15 protein-coding genes are annotated in these 14596 nt (G+C 73.6%); 7 read left to right on the forward strand and 8 right to left on the reverse strand.

The features are described 5' to 3' along the window. Window positions 1-2: 2 nt before the first annotated feature. The 5 genes from VIS07_14580 to VIS07_14600 all read right to left on the reverse strand — a co-directional run bounded on the left by VIS07_14580 (window position 3) and on the right by VIS07_14600 (window position 4063). Window positions 3-269: a hypothetical protein gene (locus VIS07_14580; protein ID HEY8516731.1), complete on the reverse strand. Its 267-nt coding sequence runs from the start codon at window positions 267-269 to the stop codon at window positions 3-5. A gap of 25 nt (window positions 270-294) precedes the next feature. Next, a complete protein-coding gene (locus tag VIS07_14585; GenBank protein ID HEY8516732.1) occupies window positions 295-483 on the reverse strand; it encodes a hypothetical protein in 189 nt (62 codons plus the stop codon). Window positions 484-829: 346 nt separating this feature from the next. Beyond that, on the reverse strand, window positions 830-2065 hold the full coding sequence (locus tag VIS07_14590) for a beta-ketoacyl synthase N-terminal-like domain-containing protein (protein HEY8516733.1): 1236 nt from the start codon (window positions 2063-2065) through the stop codon (window positions 830-832). Continuing rightward, window positions 2062-3294, reverse strand: coding sequence for a beta-ketoacyl-[acyl-carrier-protein] synthase family protein (locus VIS07_14595; GenBank protein HEY8516734.1), 1233 nt, complete (start codon window positions 3292-3294; stop codon window positions 2062-2064). The genes VIS07_14590 and VIS07_14595 overlap by 4 nt, the downstream gene beginning before the upstream one ends. 1 nt (window position 3295) lies before the next feature. Continuing rightward, window positions 3296-4063, reverse strand: a complete 768-nt coding sequence (locus VIS07_14600; protein ID HEY8516735.1) for a 3-oxoacyl-ACP reductase family protein — start codon at window positions 4061-4063, stop codon at window positions 3296-3298. Between the two features lie 8 nt (window positions 4064-4071). Between VIS07_14600 and VIS07_14605 the strand changes: the two genes are divergently transcribed. The 6 genes from VIS07_14605 to VIS07_14630 are packed head-to-tail and all read left to right on the forward strand — an operon-like array spanning window position 4072 to window position 10948. Beyond that, window positions 4072-5517 (forward strand): class I adenylate-forming enzyme family protein, encoded by a 1446-nt coding sequence (locus tag VIS07_14605; GenBank protein HEY8516736.1) that lies wholly within the window; start codon window positions 4072-4074, stop codon window positions 5515-5517. Between the two features lie 36 nt (window positions 5518-5553). After that, window positions 5554-5826 carry a phosphopantetheine-binding protein gene (locus tag VIS07_14610; protein HEY8516737.1) on the forward strand — a complete coding sequence of 91 codons (273 nt, stop codon included), beginning with the start codon at window positions 5554-5556 and terminating at the stop codon, window positions 5824-5826. Window positions 5827-5873: 47 nt separating this feature from the next. Then, window positions 5874-6566: an outer membrane lipoprotein carrier protein LolA gene (locus tag VIS07_14615; GenBank protein ID HEY8516738.1), complete on the forward strand. Its 693-nt coding sequence runs from the start codon at window positions 5874-5876 to the stop codon at window positions 6564-6566. Continuing rightward, complete coding sequence (locus VIS07_14620) at window positions 6563-7384, forward strand: hypothetical protein (protein ID HEY8516739.1); 822 nt, start codon at window positions 6563-6565, stop codon at window positions 7382-7384. Before VIS07_14615 ends, VIS07_14620 begins: the two co-directional genes overlap by 4 nt. Next, complete coding sequence (locus tag VIS07_14625) at window positions 7371-9941, forward strand: MMPL family transporter (GenBank protein ID HEY8516740.1); 2571 nt, start codon at window positions 7371-7373, stop codon at window positions 9939-9941. The genes VIS07_14620 and VIS07_14625 overlap by 14 nt, the downstream gene beginning before the upstream one ends. After that, the gene (locus VIS07_14630; GenBank protein ID HEY8516741.1) at window positions 9938-10948 is read left to right on the forward strand and encodes a lysylphosphatidylglycerol synthase transmembrane domain-containing protein; all 1011 of its coding nucleotides are present in this window, start codon (window positions 9938-9940) and stop codon (window positions 10946-10948) included. Before VIS07_14625 ends, VIS07_14630 begins: the two co-directional genes overlap by 4 nt. On the opposite strand, the gene VIS07_14635 is transcribed toward VIS07_14630, so the two are convergent. From VIS07_14635 to thrH, 3 genes are all read right to left on the reverse strand, one after another. Beyond that, window positions 10929-11393, reverse strand: a complete 465-nt coding sequence (locus VIS07_14635; GenBank protein ID HEY8516742.1) for a M67 family metallopeptidase — start codon at window positions 11391-11393, stop codon at window positions 10929-10931. The two genes, VIS07_14630 and VIS07_14635, sit on opposite strands and share 20 nt — an antisense overlap. An 85-nt stretch (window positions 11394-11478) precedes the next feature. Then, window positions 11479-12432: a ketopantoate reductase family protein gene (locus VIS07_14640; protein HEY8516743.1), complete on the reverse strand. Its 954-nt coding sequence runs from the start codon at window positions 12430-12432 to the stop codon at window positions 11479-11481. 17 nt (window positions 12433-12449) lie between these two features. Then, window positions 12450-13064: a bifunctional phosphoserine phosphatase/homoserine phosphotransferase ThrH gene (gene thrH, locus VIS07_14645; GenBank protein ID HEY8516744.1), complete on the reverse strand. Its 615-nt coding sequence runs from the start codon at window positions 13062-13064 to the stop codon at window positions 12450-12452. 51 nt (window positions 13065-13115) lie between these two features. On the opposite strand from thrH, the gene VIS07_14650 reads away from it, so the two are divergent. After that, window positions 13116-14588 carry a transporter substrate-binding domain-containing protein gene (locus tag VIS07_14650; protein ID HEY8516745.1) on the forward strand — a complete coding sequence of 491 codons (1473 nt, stop codon included), beginning with the start codon at window positions 13116-13118 and terminating at the stop codon, window positions 14586-14588. Window positions 14589-14596: the final 8 nt, after the last annotated feature.

Below are 14596 nucleotides of genomic sequence, written 5' to 3' on the forward strand. Positions count from 1 at the left end.
GCTCAGTGCCCCGGGACGTCCTCTTCGCTCGGGGCGGCGACACCGTCGAGCGCCCAGGCAAAGCGCGTCGGCGCGCTCCCGGTGTCCTCGTCCTCCTGCAGCGCGAGCGCTGCGAGGACCATCGCATTGAACAGCAGCTCCCAGCGGGCGTTGAGGCAGTAGGCCTCGAGGTCGTTCAACGCGCAGCCGAACGGCAGATCCGGGTGCTCCCAGAGCTCGATCTGCTGTCCCGCCACGTAGAAGCGCTGGCGTGTGCTGGCAATTTGCACCGTTTGCTCCACTCGTAATCCCCGGTCAGACGTCCGAGAGCCGCGGCGTCATGCCGAGGCTGCGCAGGTCGAATCGAGCACCACGGAAGTTGCCGCCGAGCCGGACCGCGCCCGAGTTCACCATGTAGACGGTGGCCGCGATGAGCTCGTTCTCCGAGCGCGCGTACTCGCCGATCGCGGAAACCAGTTCGAGCAGCGTGACCGTTGGTGCCATGAGTCGTCCTCCTGACGTTTGCCATCTCTCCCGCAATTCGGGTGCCAGGCGTCACCGCGTGCGGTGTCTCGGGGCCACACTGCTCATGAGACGAGCGGACGGCGCGCGAATATGACGTTTTTCTTCAATGCGGAGCGCGAACGTTGCGCGACGCCGGATGGAGTGCCGCGTTCTGTCGCGCCGCCGAGAGCGAGCGAGACATGTCACTGTGATACGTTGCCGCACGGACGCAGGACGCGCTCCACGACACCTCGTGCCGTTGCCGTTCGGTGTCACCGCGCAAACGCGCGCGCCGCGCTGTCGCTCGCGCTGAAGTCGCCGGCCGGCGGCGCGCTGCCGCGAATCGTCAGCCGCGACGGTCTTCGGCGCGGCCGAAGACGAGCGGCACGAGCGCGCCGCCGCGCGCCACGCCCGCGACCAGCAGCCTGCGCGGCGCCGGTGACGTGACCTGCTCGCCCGCGTCGCCGAGCGGCAGGAGGCCGCGCTCGAGCGCGAGCGCCGCGAGCGCCGCGCCGAGCGCCCCGGCCGCGTTCCAGTCGCCGACGAGGCGCCGGAAGTCGCAGCAGGCGACGTGAGATGCGTCGCTGCCGGCAAGCCGTTGCCGCACGGCCGCTTCGATGGCGTCGCGCGACGCGATGCCGGTCGGCCCGCCGACGACGCCGTCGACCGAGCCCGGCTCGAGACCCGCGACCGCGAGCAGGCGTGCCGCCGCCGCGTCGGCGTCGCGCGGAAACTCGTACGCCGACGCGGGCGCGCTCGCGACGCACGCCGCGACGAGCTCGACGCTCGCCGCTCGACCGCGGGCGCGCGCGTGCGAGGCGCGCTCGAGCACGAGCGCCGCGGCGCCCTCCCCCGGAACCACGCGTCCCCTCGCGCCCCGGCCCGTCCGCTCGGCGCGCTGGCGTCGCTCCTCGGTCATGCTCTCCGGATGCAGCAGCCGTCGCCGCGTGAGCTGGTCGACGAGGAAGTTGCTCATCTCGTCGACGCCCGCCGCGCACACGACGTCGCAGGCGTCCGACGCGAGCAGGTCCCACGCCGCCGCGATCGCGGACTCGCCCGACGCCTCGTGCTCGGCGACGCAGAGGTTCGGACCCTCGATGCCGAGCTCGATCGCCGCGTAGCCCGCGGCCGCGTTGAGCACGAGGTTCGGAAACAGCATCGGCTGCGCCGCGCCGAGGCCGTTCGTGAGCACGCGGTCGAGGTAGATCTCCGTCTCGCGCTGGTTGCCGTACGCCGAGCCGACGACGAGCGCGGTGCGCGGCCGCGCGTCCTCCGCGAGCGGCTCGAGCGCCGCGTCCGCAAATGCTTGACGCACGGCCGCGACCAGCATGCGCGAGCACCAGTCCATCCGGCGCAGGTGCGGCGAGCGCACGTGCTCGCGCGGACGAAAGCCGCGCACCCAGCCGGCGCGGCCGAGCGCCGGAAGCGGATTCGGATCGACGCCGGTCGCGAGCCGATCGTCGCCCTCGGCGAGCACGCGAATGCCGCTCTCGCCGGCGGCAAACGCGCGCCACGCAGCGTCACGCCCGGTGCCGAGCGGGCTCACGACGCCGATTCCGCTGACGACGACCGGGTCCTTCATGCGCGACGCAGCACGAGCGAGCAGTTGTTGCCGCCGAAGCCGTACGAGTTCGAGACCGCCGTGCGAATGTCGAGCGGTCGTCCGCGTCCCGGCACGTAGTCGAGGTCGCACGCCGGATCGCGCTCGACGAGGTGCAGCGTCGGCGGCGCGAAGCGATCCTCGATCGCGAGCACGCTGACGATCGCCTCGACCGCGCCCGCGGCGCCGAGCAGGTGTCCGATCAGCGACTTGGTCGACGAGACCGCGATGCGTCCCGCCGCCTCGCCGAGCACGCGCTTCAGCGCGAGCGTCTCGCTCGCGTCGTTCTGCGGCGTGCCGGTGCCGTGCGCGTTGACGTAGTCGACCTCGTCCGGCTTCGTGCCGGCGTCGCGCAGCGCGGCTTCGAGCGCGAGCGCCGCGCCGCGCGCTTCGGCGTGTGGCGCCGTCGGGTGCGACGCGTCGCACGACATGCCGGCGCCGGCGAGCTCCGCCAGCACGCGCGCGCCGCGCGCCCGCGCGTGCTCCTCCGACTCGAGCACCAGCATGCCGGCGCCCTCGCCGAGCGACAGACCCTGGCGGCGCCCGTCGAACGGCCGACAAGGCTCCGGGCTCAGCGCCTGCAGCGCGTGGAAGCCCGAGAACGTCATGCGCGCCAGCGCGTCCGTGCCACCGGCGAGCACCACGTCCGCTGCGCCGGCGCGGATCCACGCAGCACCCATCGCGAGCGCGATCGCGCCGCTCGAGCACGCGGTCGAGGGCGCGGAGCGCGGTCCGAGCGCGCCGGTCGTCGCGGCGATCAGCACGCTCGGCGACGCCACGGTGGCCGCGGCGAGGTGCGGACGCCAGCGACGCACTTCACCTTGGGTCGAGCTGGCGCGCCGGTACGATTCGGTCTCCAGCATCCCGCCCGTCGAGCTGCCGACCGCGACCGCGACGCGCTCGGGACGTGCGAACGGCAGCTCGAGGCCGCTCTGGCGCAAAGCCTCCTCGAGCGCCAGCAGCGCGAAGCGATCGGAGCGCGAGGCGCGTCGCGCGGCCGCGCGCGACAGCAGCGACGGCGCGGGCAGGTCGCGCACCTCGCCCGCGACGTGCACGCGCAGCCCGCTCGTGTCGAAGAGCGTCACGGGCCCGATGCAGGTCGTGTCGCCGTGCAGCGCCGCGCGCAGCGCCGGTACGCCGGTACCTGCCGCCGTGACGGCGCCCATGCCGGTCACGACGACGCGAGGCCGGGTTCCGAGCTCCGCGGCCATCTCAGAGCATCGTCAGCCCGCCGTCGACCACGAGCGTCGCGCCGGTGACGTAGCGCGCCTGGTCGGAGACCAGGAACGCGACGGCGTCCGCGATGTCGTCCGGCGTCGCGAAGCGGCCGAGCGGGATGCGCCGCTCGATGTCCGTGCGCTCGTCGGCCGGCATGCCGGCGATGAGCTCGGTGTCGACGTAGCCGGGGCAGAGCGCGTTGACGGTGATCCCGTAGCGTCCCGCCTCGGCGGCGAGTGACTTGCTGAACGCGAGCAGCGCGCCTTTTGCTGCCGCGTAGTTCGACGCGCCGGCCTTGCCGAAGAAGCCGGCCGGCGACACGACGTTGACGATGCGTCCGTAGCGGCCCGCGATCATCATGCGCAGCGCGCCGCGCGCGCAATGAAAGGCGCCCTCGAGGTCGACGCGCAGCACCTCGCTCCACGCCTCGGGGCGCATCAGCATCACCAGCGCGTCGCGCGTGACGGCGGCGTTGTTGACCAGGATGTCGAGACCGCCGAACTCGCTCTTGATGGTGTCGAGCATCGCTTCGACGGCCGCTGGGTCGCCGACGTCGGCGAAGCAGGCGAGGCTGCCTTCGACCTCCGCCGCGGCCGCCAGCAGCCGCTCTCGCGAGTGCCCGGCGTTCATCGCCACCCGCGCTCCGGCGCGGGCCAAGCGGCGAGCGACGGCGAGCCCGATGCCACGGCTCGCGCCGGTCACGAGCGCCCGCTTCCCGGACAGCTCCCTTTCCATCTCGATGCCGAGAGAATACTGGACCAAGCAGCACCGTGCAGCAACAGAGATCATCGAATTCGGGTCGCGCAGGCTTCTTCGTCGAGCGCTTCGCCGCGCTGCGCCGAGCGCAGCCGGACGCAGCTTCGATACTTGACGCGGACGCCGATCGCGTCGTGACGCGCGACGTGCTGGCGCGCGAGGCGGACGCGCTCGCCGAGCGCCTCGCGCGCTCGACGACGCACGCGCAGAAGCCGGCGATCGTCGCGATCCAGCTGCCGAACGGCGCGCCGCTGATCGCGGCGGTGCTCGCCTGCTGGCAAGCGGACCTGGTGCCGATGCCGGTCGATCACGACGTCGCGCCAGCGGCGCTCGCACAGCTCTGCCGCACCGTCGGCGCGTCGCTCGTCGTGCGTTCCGGCGAGGTGCCCGATCGGCCGCTCGCGATCGAGCCGCTCGAGCACGACGCGCATGCGCTCGCGCCGGACACCGCGCTGCTCAAGGTGACGTCGGGCAGCACCGGCGAGCCGCGCGCGGTGGCGCTGACGAGTGCAGCGCTCGAGGTCGGCGTCGCGCAGATCGTCGCGACCATGGGGCTCGAGCCCGCAGACCGCAATCTCGTGACGATCCCGCTCGCGCACTCGTACGCGTTCGACAACGTCGTGCTGACGCTGCTGCGCGACGGCATGCCGGCCGTGCTGTCGCGCGACCTGACGCCGCGCCGCCTGCTCGCGGTCGCGCGCGACGCGCGCGTCACCGTGCTGCCGACGGTGCCGTTTCTTCTCGACGTGCTCGCGCGCTCGGCGCACGTCGGGCTGCCCGACCTGCGCCTCGTGATCTCCGCCGGAGCGCCGCTGCCGGTCGCGGCCCGCGAGCGCTTCGCTGCGGCGTTCGGGGTCCGTCCGCGGACGTTCTACGGCTCGACGGAGTGCGGCGGCATCGCCTTCGACCGCGAGGGTACGTCCGAAGTCCCCGAGGGCTGCGTCGGGACCCCGCTCGAGGGCGTGCGCGTCGTGCTCGAGCAGCCCGACGAGGACGGCGTCGGCCGGGTGCGCGTCCTCAGCCGCTCGACGGCGACGGGGTACCACCCCGCGGGCTCGGGCGGCGGCGGCGTCGAGCTCGGCGGCGGCAGCTTCCTCACCGCGGACCTGGGCGCGCTCGACGGGCGCGGGCGGCTGCGGCTCGTCGGCCGGGTGCGCGACGTGGTCAACGTCGGCGGCCGCAAGGTCTACCCGGTCGAGGTCGAGCGCGTGATCCGCTCCGTGCCCGGCGTGCGCGACGCGGTGGTCACGGGGGTCGCGCGCTCGCCGGTCGCGGACGCGCTGCACGCCGTCGTCGCCGCCGAGCGGCACGTGACGCGCGACGCCATCGTCGCCGCGTGCGAGCGCCATCTTGCGCGTTACAAGGTGCCGCGTACCATCGACCTGGTGGACGAGATCCCGCGCACGGCGCGCGGCAAGCTCGATCGCCGCGCGTTGGACGGGCGTCATCCCATCGGCTAAACCGGCTCGGCTCGAGCCTGGGCTCACGTAGATTCCATGACCAAGCCGGAAATCGCACGCCGCGCCAAGGAGCTGCTCGTGAGCGGGCTGCGCCTCGACGTCTCGCCCGACGACATCGTCGACTCCGAGCCGATCTTCGGCGCCGGCCTCGGCCTCGACTCGATCGACGCACTCGAGTTCGTCGTCCTGATCGAGGAGAACTTCGGTGTGTCGATTCCCGACGAGAACGTCGCACGCCAGGCGTTCGCCTCGATCGACGCGCTGGCGCAGTTCATCGAGGAGCAGCGTCAGCGAGCCGCGCTCGCTTGAGGGTGCGGTGGGTGGCGCGCGCGGTCGGCGTGCGGCACGATGACGGGATGAGCTGGCTGCCGCGGGCGCGCACCATGTGCTTGACGGTGCTGCTGGCGCTCGCATCCGCTGCGGCGCTGGCCACGGCGCCGACCGACGCCGTTTCGGCCTCGACGCCGTCGCCGCCGACCGAGCCGCACGCGACCGCGAGCGGCCCCGGCTGCGGCACCCCCGAGCGCTGCTTCGCGCGCATGACCGAGGCGCAGAAGGACGTGTCCTCGATCCGCGCCCGCTTCCAGCAGATCAAGCACGTCGCCATGCTGACCGAGCCGCTGGTCTCCGGGGGACGCTTCGTCTACCGGCGTCCCGCCAGCGTGCGCTGGGAGATGGAGACGCCCGAGGCGATGGTGGTCGAGATCGAGGGCGACGAGCTGCGCGCCGGCGCCCCGGGCAGCGTGTCGAACGTCGACGCCGGACAGGCCACGACGCTGTTCCGCGACCTCGCGATGCTGTTCACCGGCGCGGGCGACTACACGGGAGACCGCTTCACGCTCGGCCCCGGCACGCTCGGTGCGGATTCCTTCGTCTTGACGCCGCGCGATCCGTCGATCGGCCGCGTGATCGCCGCCATCGAGATCGCGCTCGACCCGCAGACCGGCGGCCCGCGCCAGGTGGTGATCCGCGAGGCGAACGGGGATCGCACCGAGATCACGCTGTCCGACGTCGAGGTCGAGCGCGCGCGCGGCGGGCCGGCGTCGTGAGGCTGCGCCGCAGCGCGCTGGCGTGGCTCGCGGCGGCGCTCGCGGTCGCCGCGCTCGCCGGCTGTGCGGCACGGCGTCCGGCGACGTCGGGCGATGGAGCAGCGGCGGGGGACGCGACGCAGGGCGCGGCGTGCCCCGATCTCTCGTCGCGCAGCGTCGAGGAGGCGATCTGCGAGCGCGACCGCGTCCGCTCGCTGCGCGCGCGCTTCCGCGCCGACGTGCAGACGTCCGACGCGACCCGCACCGCGGAAGGGGTACTCGTGTTCCGCGCGCCGGGATCGCTGCGCGTCAAGCTGTTCACCCTGGCCGGGCTGACGGTGTACGACGCGACCTGGGTCGGCGACGAGCAGCGCGTGCGCGGTGTGGTGCACCAGCCGCTGTCCGGCGGTAGCCGGACCTTCGACCTGAAGGCGGGCGACGTGCTGGACTCGCCGGAGGGCGACCTCGCGCTCGTGCTCTGGGCGCTGTGGCGGCCGCGCTGCCCGACGCCGCCCGCCGCCTCCGGGACCGAGGCGAGGGTCGACGCGGCTGCGGCGCGCGCGCAGGACCGTCGCGTGGTGGTCGTCTCCGGCGCGGTGCGCGAGGAGATCCTCGTGCGCAGCGGCGCGGGCGCGGACCCGGCGGGCGACCACGTCGTCGCGCGCTACGCGGACTACGACTGCAGCGCCCAGCCGCCGCTGCCGCGGCGCATCTCGCTCGAGGCGCCGGCGCGCGGCTGGCGCGCCGAGGTGACGATCCTCGAGCAGGCGCGCGACGTCCCGCTCGACGACGCGCTGTTCGAGGTCGGTGAGCGAGCTCCCGAGCATGGCGGAAGCTGAGCGCGCCGCGCCGGGCGGCGCGGCACCTTCGGACGACCGCACGACGCGCTACGTGCGCGCCCTCTCGCGGCGCAGCGGAACGGTGCTGCTGCTGTCGATCGTGCTCGCGCTGCTCTCCGCCCTGTCGCTGCTTCGGCTTCGCCTCGACGTCGATCTGCTCTCGATGCTCCCGCAAGGGCGCGAGCGCTTCGCGGACTACCAGCGCTACGTGTCGCGCTTCGGCGTCGCGGACATCGCCGTCGCCATGGTGCGAGCGCCGAGCTCGTCCGTCGCGATCCGCTTCGCCGCGGCGTTCGAGGACGAGCTCTCGCGCGCGCCCGAGGTGCAGGGCGTGCGGAGCCGGGTCGACCTCGAAGCGTTCTTCGCAGCGCTGCGCGCGGGCGCGCTGCCGCGGCTGCTGCCGGTCGACGCGCATGGCGAGGTCGCGCAGCGGCTCATGCCGGAGGGCATCGACGCCGCCGTCAAGAACCTAAAACGCATCCTCGCGACCCCGGGCAGCGTCGGCACGAGCGCCTACCTGGCGGGTGACCCGCTCGGGCTCGGTGCGCTGCTCGGCGACCGGCTCGCGAGCGCGCGCCCCGATCGCGCGCTCAGCCCGAGCAGCGAGTACGTGCTGTCCCCGGACGGACGTCGCCTGCTGCTGCTCATCCGACCGGCCGCGCCCGCCTACGATCTCGAAGCGGCCGAGCGCCTGGCGGCGGCGCTCTCCGCAGCAGAGCAGCGGGCGCGCGCGCGCAGCGGCGTCGGCGACCAGGTGACGGTCGCATACACCGGTGCGTTCGCGTTCGCGCTCGAGGACTCGGCGCTGCTGCGCGCCGACATGATGATCTACTCGGCGCTCGCGCTCCTCGGCGTGCTGGCGGTGTTCTACGCGGGCTACCGGAGCCTCGCGTTCCTGCCGCTCGTCACCTGGCAGATCGTGCTCGGCACGCTGGTGACCTTCGCGATCGGCCTGATCGTCGAGGGCAAGCTCAACGCGGTGTCGCTCGCCTTCGCGGTGATCTTCTACGGCCTCGGCATCGACGCCGCGATCCACTTCTACACGCGCTTCCTCGAGGAGTGGGGCGGAGCAGGACCGGTCGAGACGCCGCTCGCGCGCACGATCCGCGGGCTGTTCGCGCCGACCACGGTCGCGGCGACGACCACCGCGGCCGCGTTCGTCGTCATCGGGCTCTCGAGCTTCGCGGGGATCGCGCAGCTCGGCTTCCTCACGGCGCTCGGCATGCTGCTCAACCTTCCGGCGAGCTTCGTGCTGCTGCCCGCGCAGATCGTCGTCGCGCACCGGCGGGGCTTGCTGAGCGGCGTCGTGCGCCCGCCGGCGCCGACCGTGCGCCTCGCGTCGCTGGTCGCGTTCCTCGCGCGCCACCGGGTCGTCTTCGGCGCGCTCGCGGTCGTGCTGCTGCTCGCCGCGCTCGTGCGGGCGCGCGACGCGCGGCTCGACACGAACCTCTTCCACCTGCGTCCGAGCGAGTCGCGCGCGGCCGCGGTGCAGCAGGAGATCGAGCGCGAGTTCGGGCTCGTCGATCCGGACGGCGCGGTGCTGATCGAGTCGCCGGAAGTCGATCCGCAGGCGGTCGAGGCCGTGCTGCGCGCGAACGAGCGTGCGACCGAAGCGCTCGAGCGTCTTCGCGAGGAAGGGCTCGTCGACACGGTGCTGAGCGCCGCGGCGCTGCTGCCGTCGCGCGCGACGCAGGACGAGCGGCTGCGCGCGTGGGCGGCGCTGCCGCGCGAGCGCGCGGCCGACGAGCTCGCGACGCGGCTTGCCGCAGCGGGCTTCGACGTCACGCGGTTTTCGGACGCGCTGCGCGCGCTGCGCGAGGTGCCGGCCGCGATCGATCCGACCACGGCTCCGCTCCCCGGCCTCGAGCTGCTCTTCGAGCGTCACGTGCGTCGCGACGAGCACGGTACGGCGATCCTGCTGCCGTTCCGCCCGCGCGACGTGGACGCGCTGGAGATCGTCGCCGAGGGCTTGCCGCGCGAGATCGACGTCGACGGCGCGAGCGTCACCGTGACCGGGCGGCCGCTCATGGAGCGCGAGCTGCACGCCGCGATGCGCAGCGAGATCGTCTGGTTCATCGCCGCGGTCTCGTTCGGCAGCCTGGTGGTGATCTGGCTCCGCTTCCGCGATCTGCCGGTGACGCTCGCCGTGCTCGTCGTGCCCGCGGTGGTGGTGCTGCTGCTGCTCGCGCTGCTCGGCGCAACCGGTGTCGCGATCGACGCCGTGAGCCTGATCGTCTTCCCGATCACCGTCGGGCTCGGGGTCGACAACTGCGTCTACCTCGCCGAGCGCTGCCGCGAGACGCGCTCGCTGCGCGAGGCCGTCGCCAGCACCGGACGTCCGTTCGCGATCACCGCCGCGACCACCGCGGTCGGCTTCGGCGTGCTCGCGCTGTCGCGCTACCCGGCGCTCGCGAACCTCGGCTGGGTCGCCGCCGCGAGCATGCTGACCTGCTACGTCGCGACCATGCTGCTGCTGCCCGTCGTCCTGCCGCTGCGTCGGCTCGGCGCCGTTCCCGACGCCGCGCGTGACGACGGGATCGCGGAGGCCAACGCGTGAGCGCGACCTCGGTGCCGGCGCCGCCCGTCGAGCGTCGCGGCTACGTGCAGTGGTTGCTCGCGGCGCTCGGGCTCGCGGTGCTGGCGATGCTCGTGCACCGCGTCGGCGTCGTCGCGGTGCTCGACACGCTCGCGAGCGTCGAGCCGCGGTGGCTCGCGTTCTACGCGCTGCTCGTCACGACGCTCTACCTCGGCTTCGCGCTGCGCTGGCGCGCGCTGCTGCGCGCCTTCGGCAGCGACCTGCCGCTCGCGCGGCTCTACGGAATCCGTCTCGCCGGGCTGTCGGTCGGCTCCTTGACGCCGGCCGCGAAGCTCGGCGGCGAGCCGCTGCGCGCGTACATGCTCGCGCGCGACGGCGTCGCGCCGGGCGTCGCGATGGCGAGCGTCATCGTCGACCGCGGCGTCGAGCTGATCGCCAACGCCGTGTTCGGAGTCGCGTACTGCGCGCTGTTCGCGCTGCGCGACGTGACGACCGCGTCGCGCATCCTCGTGCCGGTTGCGGCGAGCGTCGTCGCGCTCGCGTTCGGCGTGACGACCATCCGGCGGCGGCTGCGGCGCGGCGACTCGATGGTGCCCGAGCGCTTCCACGCGGTGTTCGCACGCCTCGGCGCCGGGCCCGAGACGGTGCGCGCGACGGACGAGGCGCTGCGCCACCTGCTGTTCGCGCGCGGACGCCTGGTGCTCGGCTGTCTCGGGGTCGCGCTCGTGCTGAACGCGGTGATCCTCGCCGAGTACGCGACGCTGTTCGCGGCGTTCGGCGCGCGGCCGACGCTGCCCGAGCTCGCCGGCGCGATGCTCGGCGTCGGGCTCGCCCACGCGCTGCCGGTGCCGGCCGCGCTCGGGACGCTCGAGGGCGCGCAGGCGCTGGTCTTCGACGTGACCGGAGGTGGCACGAGCCTCGCGATCGTCGCGGCGACGGTCGCGAGGCTCCGTGACCTGGTGTGGACGGTGCCCGGGGCGCTCTACCTGGCGCTACGCGCCCGGACGTTCAGACGCGGACGATCTTGACGTCCTCGTACTCCAAGCGCTCCTCGTTCCACTGGTGCCCGGAGATGCCGGTGACACCGGTCTCGTCGACGCCGACCACGATGTAGATCGCCTCCGGGTAGATCGGCTCGCCATCGAACTTGGCCCGCGCCTCGTCCTCCTTCGAGAAGTACGCCTTGCCGTTCGGGTGGGAGTGGTAGATGCAGCGCAGCTCGTAGCGCTGCTCGTCGATGTCGCGATGGACCTGCAGCAGCTCCTTCTCGTCCATCACGTAGCCGTCGCGGCCGTCACGCGGGAAGGTCTTCGGATCCGCCTTGTGACGCTCGGTGGCGACGTTCCGGATCCGCCGGACGACCTCCACCTCGTTCTCCGTGTCGTACAGGATGAAGCCGCAGCATTCCTCCGGGTAGGTTTCGAGGGCGTGGCGCTTGATCTCGTCAAACAAGCTCTTCGCGAGACGATGCATGGCGCGGGAAGTCTACAACAAACCAGCGTAAAAGCGGAAGCGACGCGTGGCGTCGCAGGACGTCCGCCGACGCGCTCCGCAGCGCTCAGCGCGACGCCGCTCGCTCCGCCTCGTGGATGGCGTCGACGAGCCTTGCGTTGACCGGCGTCGGCACCCCGAGCTGCGCGCCGATGCGCACGATCGCGCCGCCGATCGCGTCGACCTCGGTGCGTCGACCTGCCTCGAGGTCCTGTCGCATCGAGGAGCGGTGCGCCGCCGTCGGCGGCACGAGCGTCGAATAGAAATATTCCCGGAAGCCGCTCGCGTCGCGCCACGGGAGCGCGATGCCGGCGGCTTTCGCGACCGCGAACCCCTCGTCGATCGCGGCGTCGAGCAGCGGCCGCAGCTCGGGCGACGCGACGACCTCGCCGTAGGTCAGGCCGTGCAGCGCGCCGAGCGGGTTGAGGCCGCAGTTGTAGAGCGCCTTCTCCCAGAGCAGCGGCTCGACGGCGTCGACCGCGGTCGCGGGGATGCCGGCGTCCTCGAACAGCGCCGCGATCCATCCGGCGCGCTCGCGCAGCGCCGCGTCCTCGCGCAGCGGACCGATCGCGACCGGCTGCGCGTTGACGGTGACGTGCGCGGCGCCCGGTCGCGTCACCACCGCGCCGAAGATCACGCGCCCGCCGAGCACCTTCTCGCGACCGAGCGCGTCGGCGAGCGTCTCGACGTTGCCGAGCCCGTTCTGCAGCGCGACGACGAGCGCGGGCGCGTGTCGCCAGCGCGCGAGGACGTCTGCGACCTCGCGCGTCGCGTGCGACTTGACGGCGACGAAGACCACGTCCGCGGGCTCGTCGGCGCGCGCGAGATCGGTCGCGGTGCGGGGACGGCTCGCGTGCTCGCCGAAGATGCCCGTCACGGCGAGACCCGAGCGCTCGATCTCCGTCATGTGCGGCGCGCGGCCGATCAGCAGCACGTCGTGGCCGCGCGCCGCGAGCATGCCTCCCACCACCGAGCCGACGGCGCCGGCGCCCGCGACGACGACGCGCGCTCGTTCGGGCATCGCGCTCGGTCGGCGGCTCAGGCCTCGATCTCGCCGTCGCTCAGCGCGACGAACGCGGCCTTGAGCTCGTCGTAGGTCGTCGTGACCGGAAACTGCGGGAACTCGTCGATCACGTTCTGCGGCGGACGGAACAGGATGCCGCCGTGCGCCGCCGCGAGCATCGAGGTGTCGTTGTACGAGTCGCCGGCGGCGACGACGCGGAAGTTCAGGTCGCGCAGCGCGAGCACCGCGCGTCGTTTGCCATCCTCGATCCGCAGACGGTAGCCGGTGATGCGGCTTTCCGAGTCGACCTCGAGCGAGTTGCAGAACAGGCACGGCCAGTCGAGCTGGCGCATGAGGGGAGAGGCAAACTGGTAGAACGTGTCCGACAGGATGATGACCTGCGCGCGGCTCTTGAGCCACGCGAGGAACTCGCGCGCGCCGGGCAGCGGTCCCATCGCCGCGATCACCGCTTGGATGTCGCGCAACGTGAGCTTGTGCTGCGCGAGGATCTCGAGCCGCGCTCGCATGAGCTTGTCGTAGTCGGGCTCGTCGCGCGTCGTGCGCCGGAGCGCTGCAATCCCGGTCTGGTCGGCGACGTTGATCCAGATCTCCGGGACGAGAACTCCTTCGAGGTCGAGGCAGGCGATCATCCGGCGACGCTAGCGGAGGCCCATCGTCCCGACAAGGTGAGACCGGAGGCGATGCTTCCAGCGCGCGCCACGGGGCGTCGCGCGTATGCGCTCTGCGCCCTGCTCGGCGTGCTCGCGCTGGCGGCGTGCGCGCGGACGACGGCCGAGCACGCTCCACGGCCGACGCAGAGCGCCGTCGCTTCGCCGCTGCGGGTCGGGACCAGCGGCGACTATCCGCCCTTCTCGGTGCGCGCGAGCGACGGCTCGCTCGACGGCTTCGACGTCGCGGTCGCGCGCGCCTACGCCGCCGATCGCGGCCGACCGCTCGAGCTCGTGCCGTTCGCCTGGCCGGAGCTCGAGCGGCGCCTCCTCGCCGGCGACTTCGACGTCGCGATGGGCGGCATCACCGTGCGGGGCGACCGTCTGGCGCGCGCGCCGATGACGGCCGCGGTCGCGCGGGCGTCCGCCGTCCTGGTCGTCCCGGCCGACGCACCTGAGGCCGATGCACGCGTCGCGCGCGGCGACGGCGCCGGGCTCAGGGTCGCGGTGAACCGCGGCGCGCACCTCGAGCGGGTCGCGCGTGCGACGCTGCCCGGGGCGACGCTCGTCCTGCTCGACGACAACCGCAGCCTCGCGCCCGTGCTGGCCTCCGGCGAGGTCGACGCGGTCGTCACGGACACGCTCGAGCTGCAGAGCTTCGCGGCGCCCGGCGCGCCGCAGCCGCGCGTGGCGCGCGTCCTGACCTACGACCGCAAGGCGTACTGGGTTGCGCCGCACGCCACAGAGCTGGCCGACGACCTCGATCAGTGGCTGGCCGCGCGCGAGGCGGACGGCACGCTCGCGTCGCTGCGCGCGAGGTACGGCGTCGAGAGCGCGGACGCGCCGGCCTCCGCGCTCGATCCGGCGACGGCGCGGGTCGTCGACCTGGTCGCGCGTCGGCTGCTGCTGATGCCGGAGGTCGCGGCGGCGAAGCGCGTCGCGTCGCTGCCGATCGACGTGCCGTCGCGCGAGCAGCAGGTCTATGCGCGCGCCCGCGACGAGGCCGCGCGCGTCGGGCTCGCGGCGGAGCCGTACGTGGCGCTGGTGCGCGAGGAGGTCGAGGTCGCGAAGGTCGTGCAGCGCGCGACGCTCGCGACCGCCGCGCCCGCGTCTGCGGCAACGTCCAGCGGCACGGTGGCCGGCGACGCGACGCCCGCCGCCGCGGCCGGGGACGCCGGCGCCGACGACGCCGTGGCGCGCGCGAAGCGGCGCCTCGAGCAGGAGCTCCGCCCGGCGATCGATCGCCTCGACCGCGCGCTGCGTGCGGCGCTCCTCGCGGCGGCGCCGATCCGTGCGGACGAGGCAGCGCTGGTCGCGGCGCTGCGCGCCGACGCGCCCGTTCCGGGCTTCGGCGACGAGGAGGCGCGCCGCCTCGCGCGCGCCCTGAAGGCGATCCCGGCGGCCGCGCCGCCGCCCGCGCCGAGCGCCGCGGCAGCGGCGACGACGGAGCTGCTGCCGTCGTCAGGAGTTGCCGCCACGGCGACGGCGCCGCGAATCTTCTCTTGAGCGCCGGC

The organism is Candidatus Binatia bacterium, assembly GCA_036563615.1.
Lineage (GTDB): Bacteria > Desulfobacterota > Binatia > UBA12015 > UBA12015 > DATCMB01.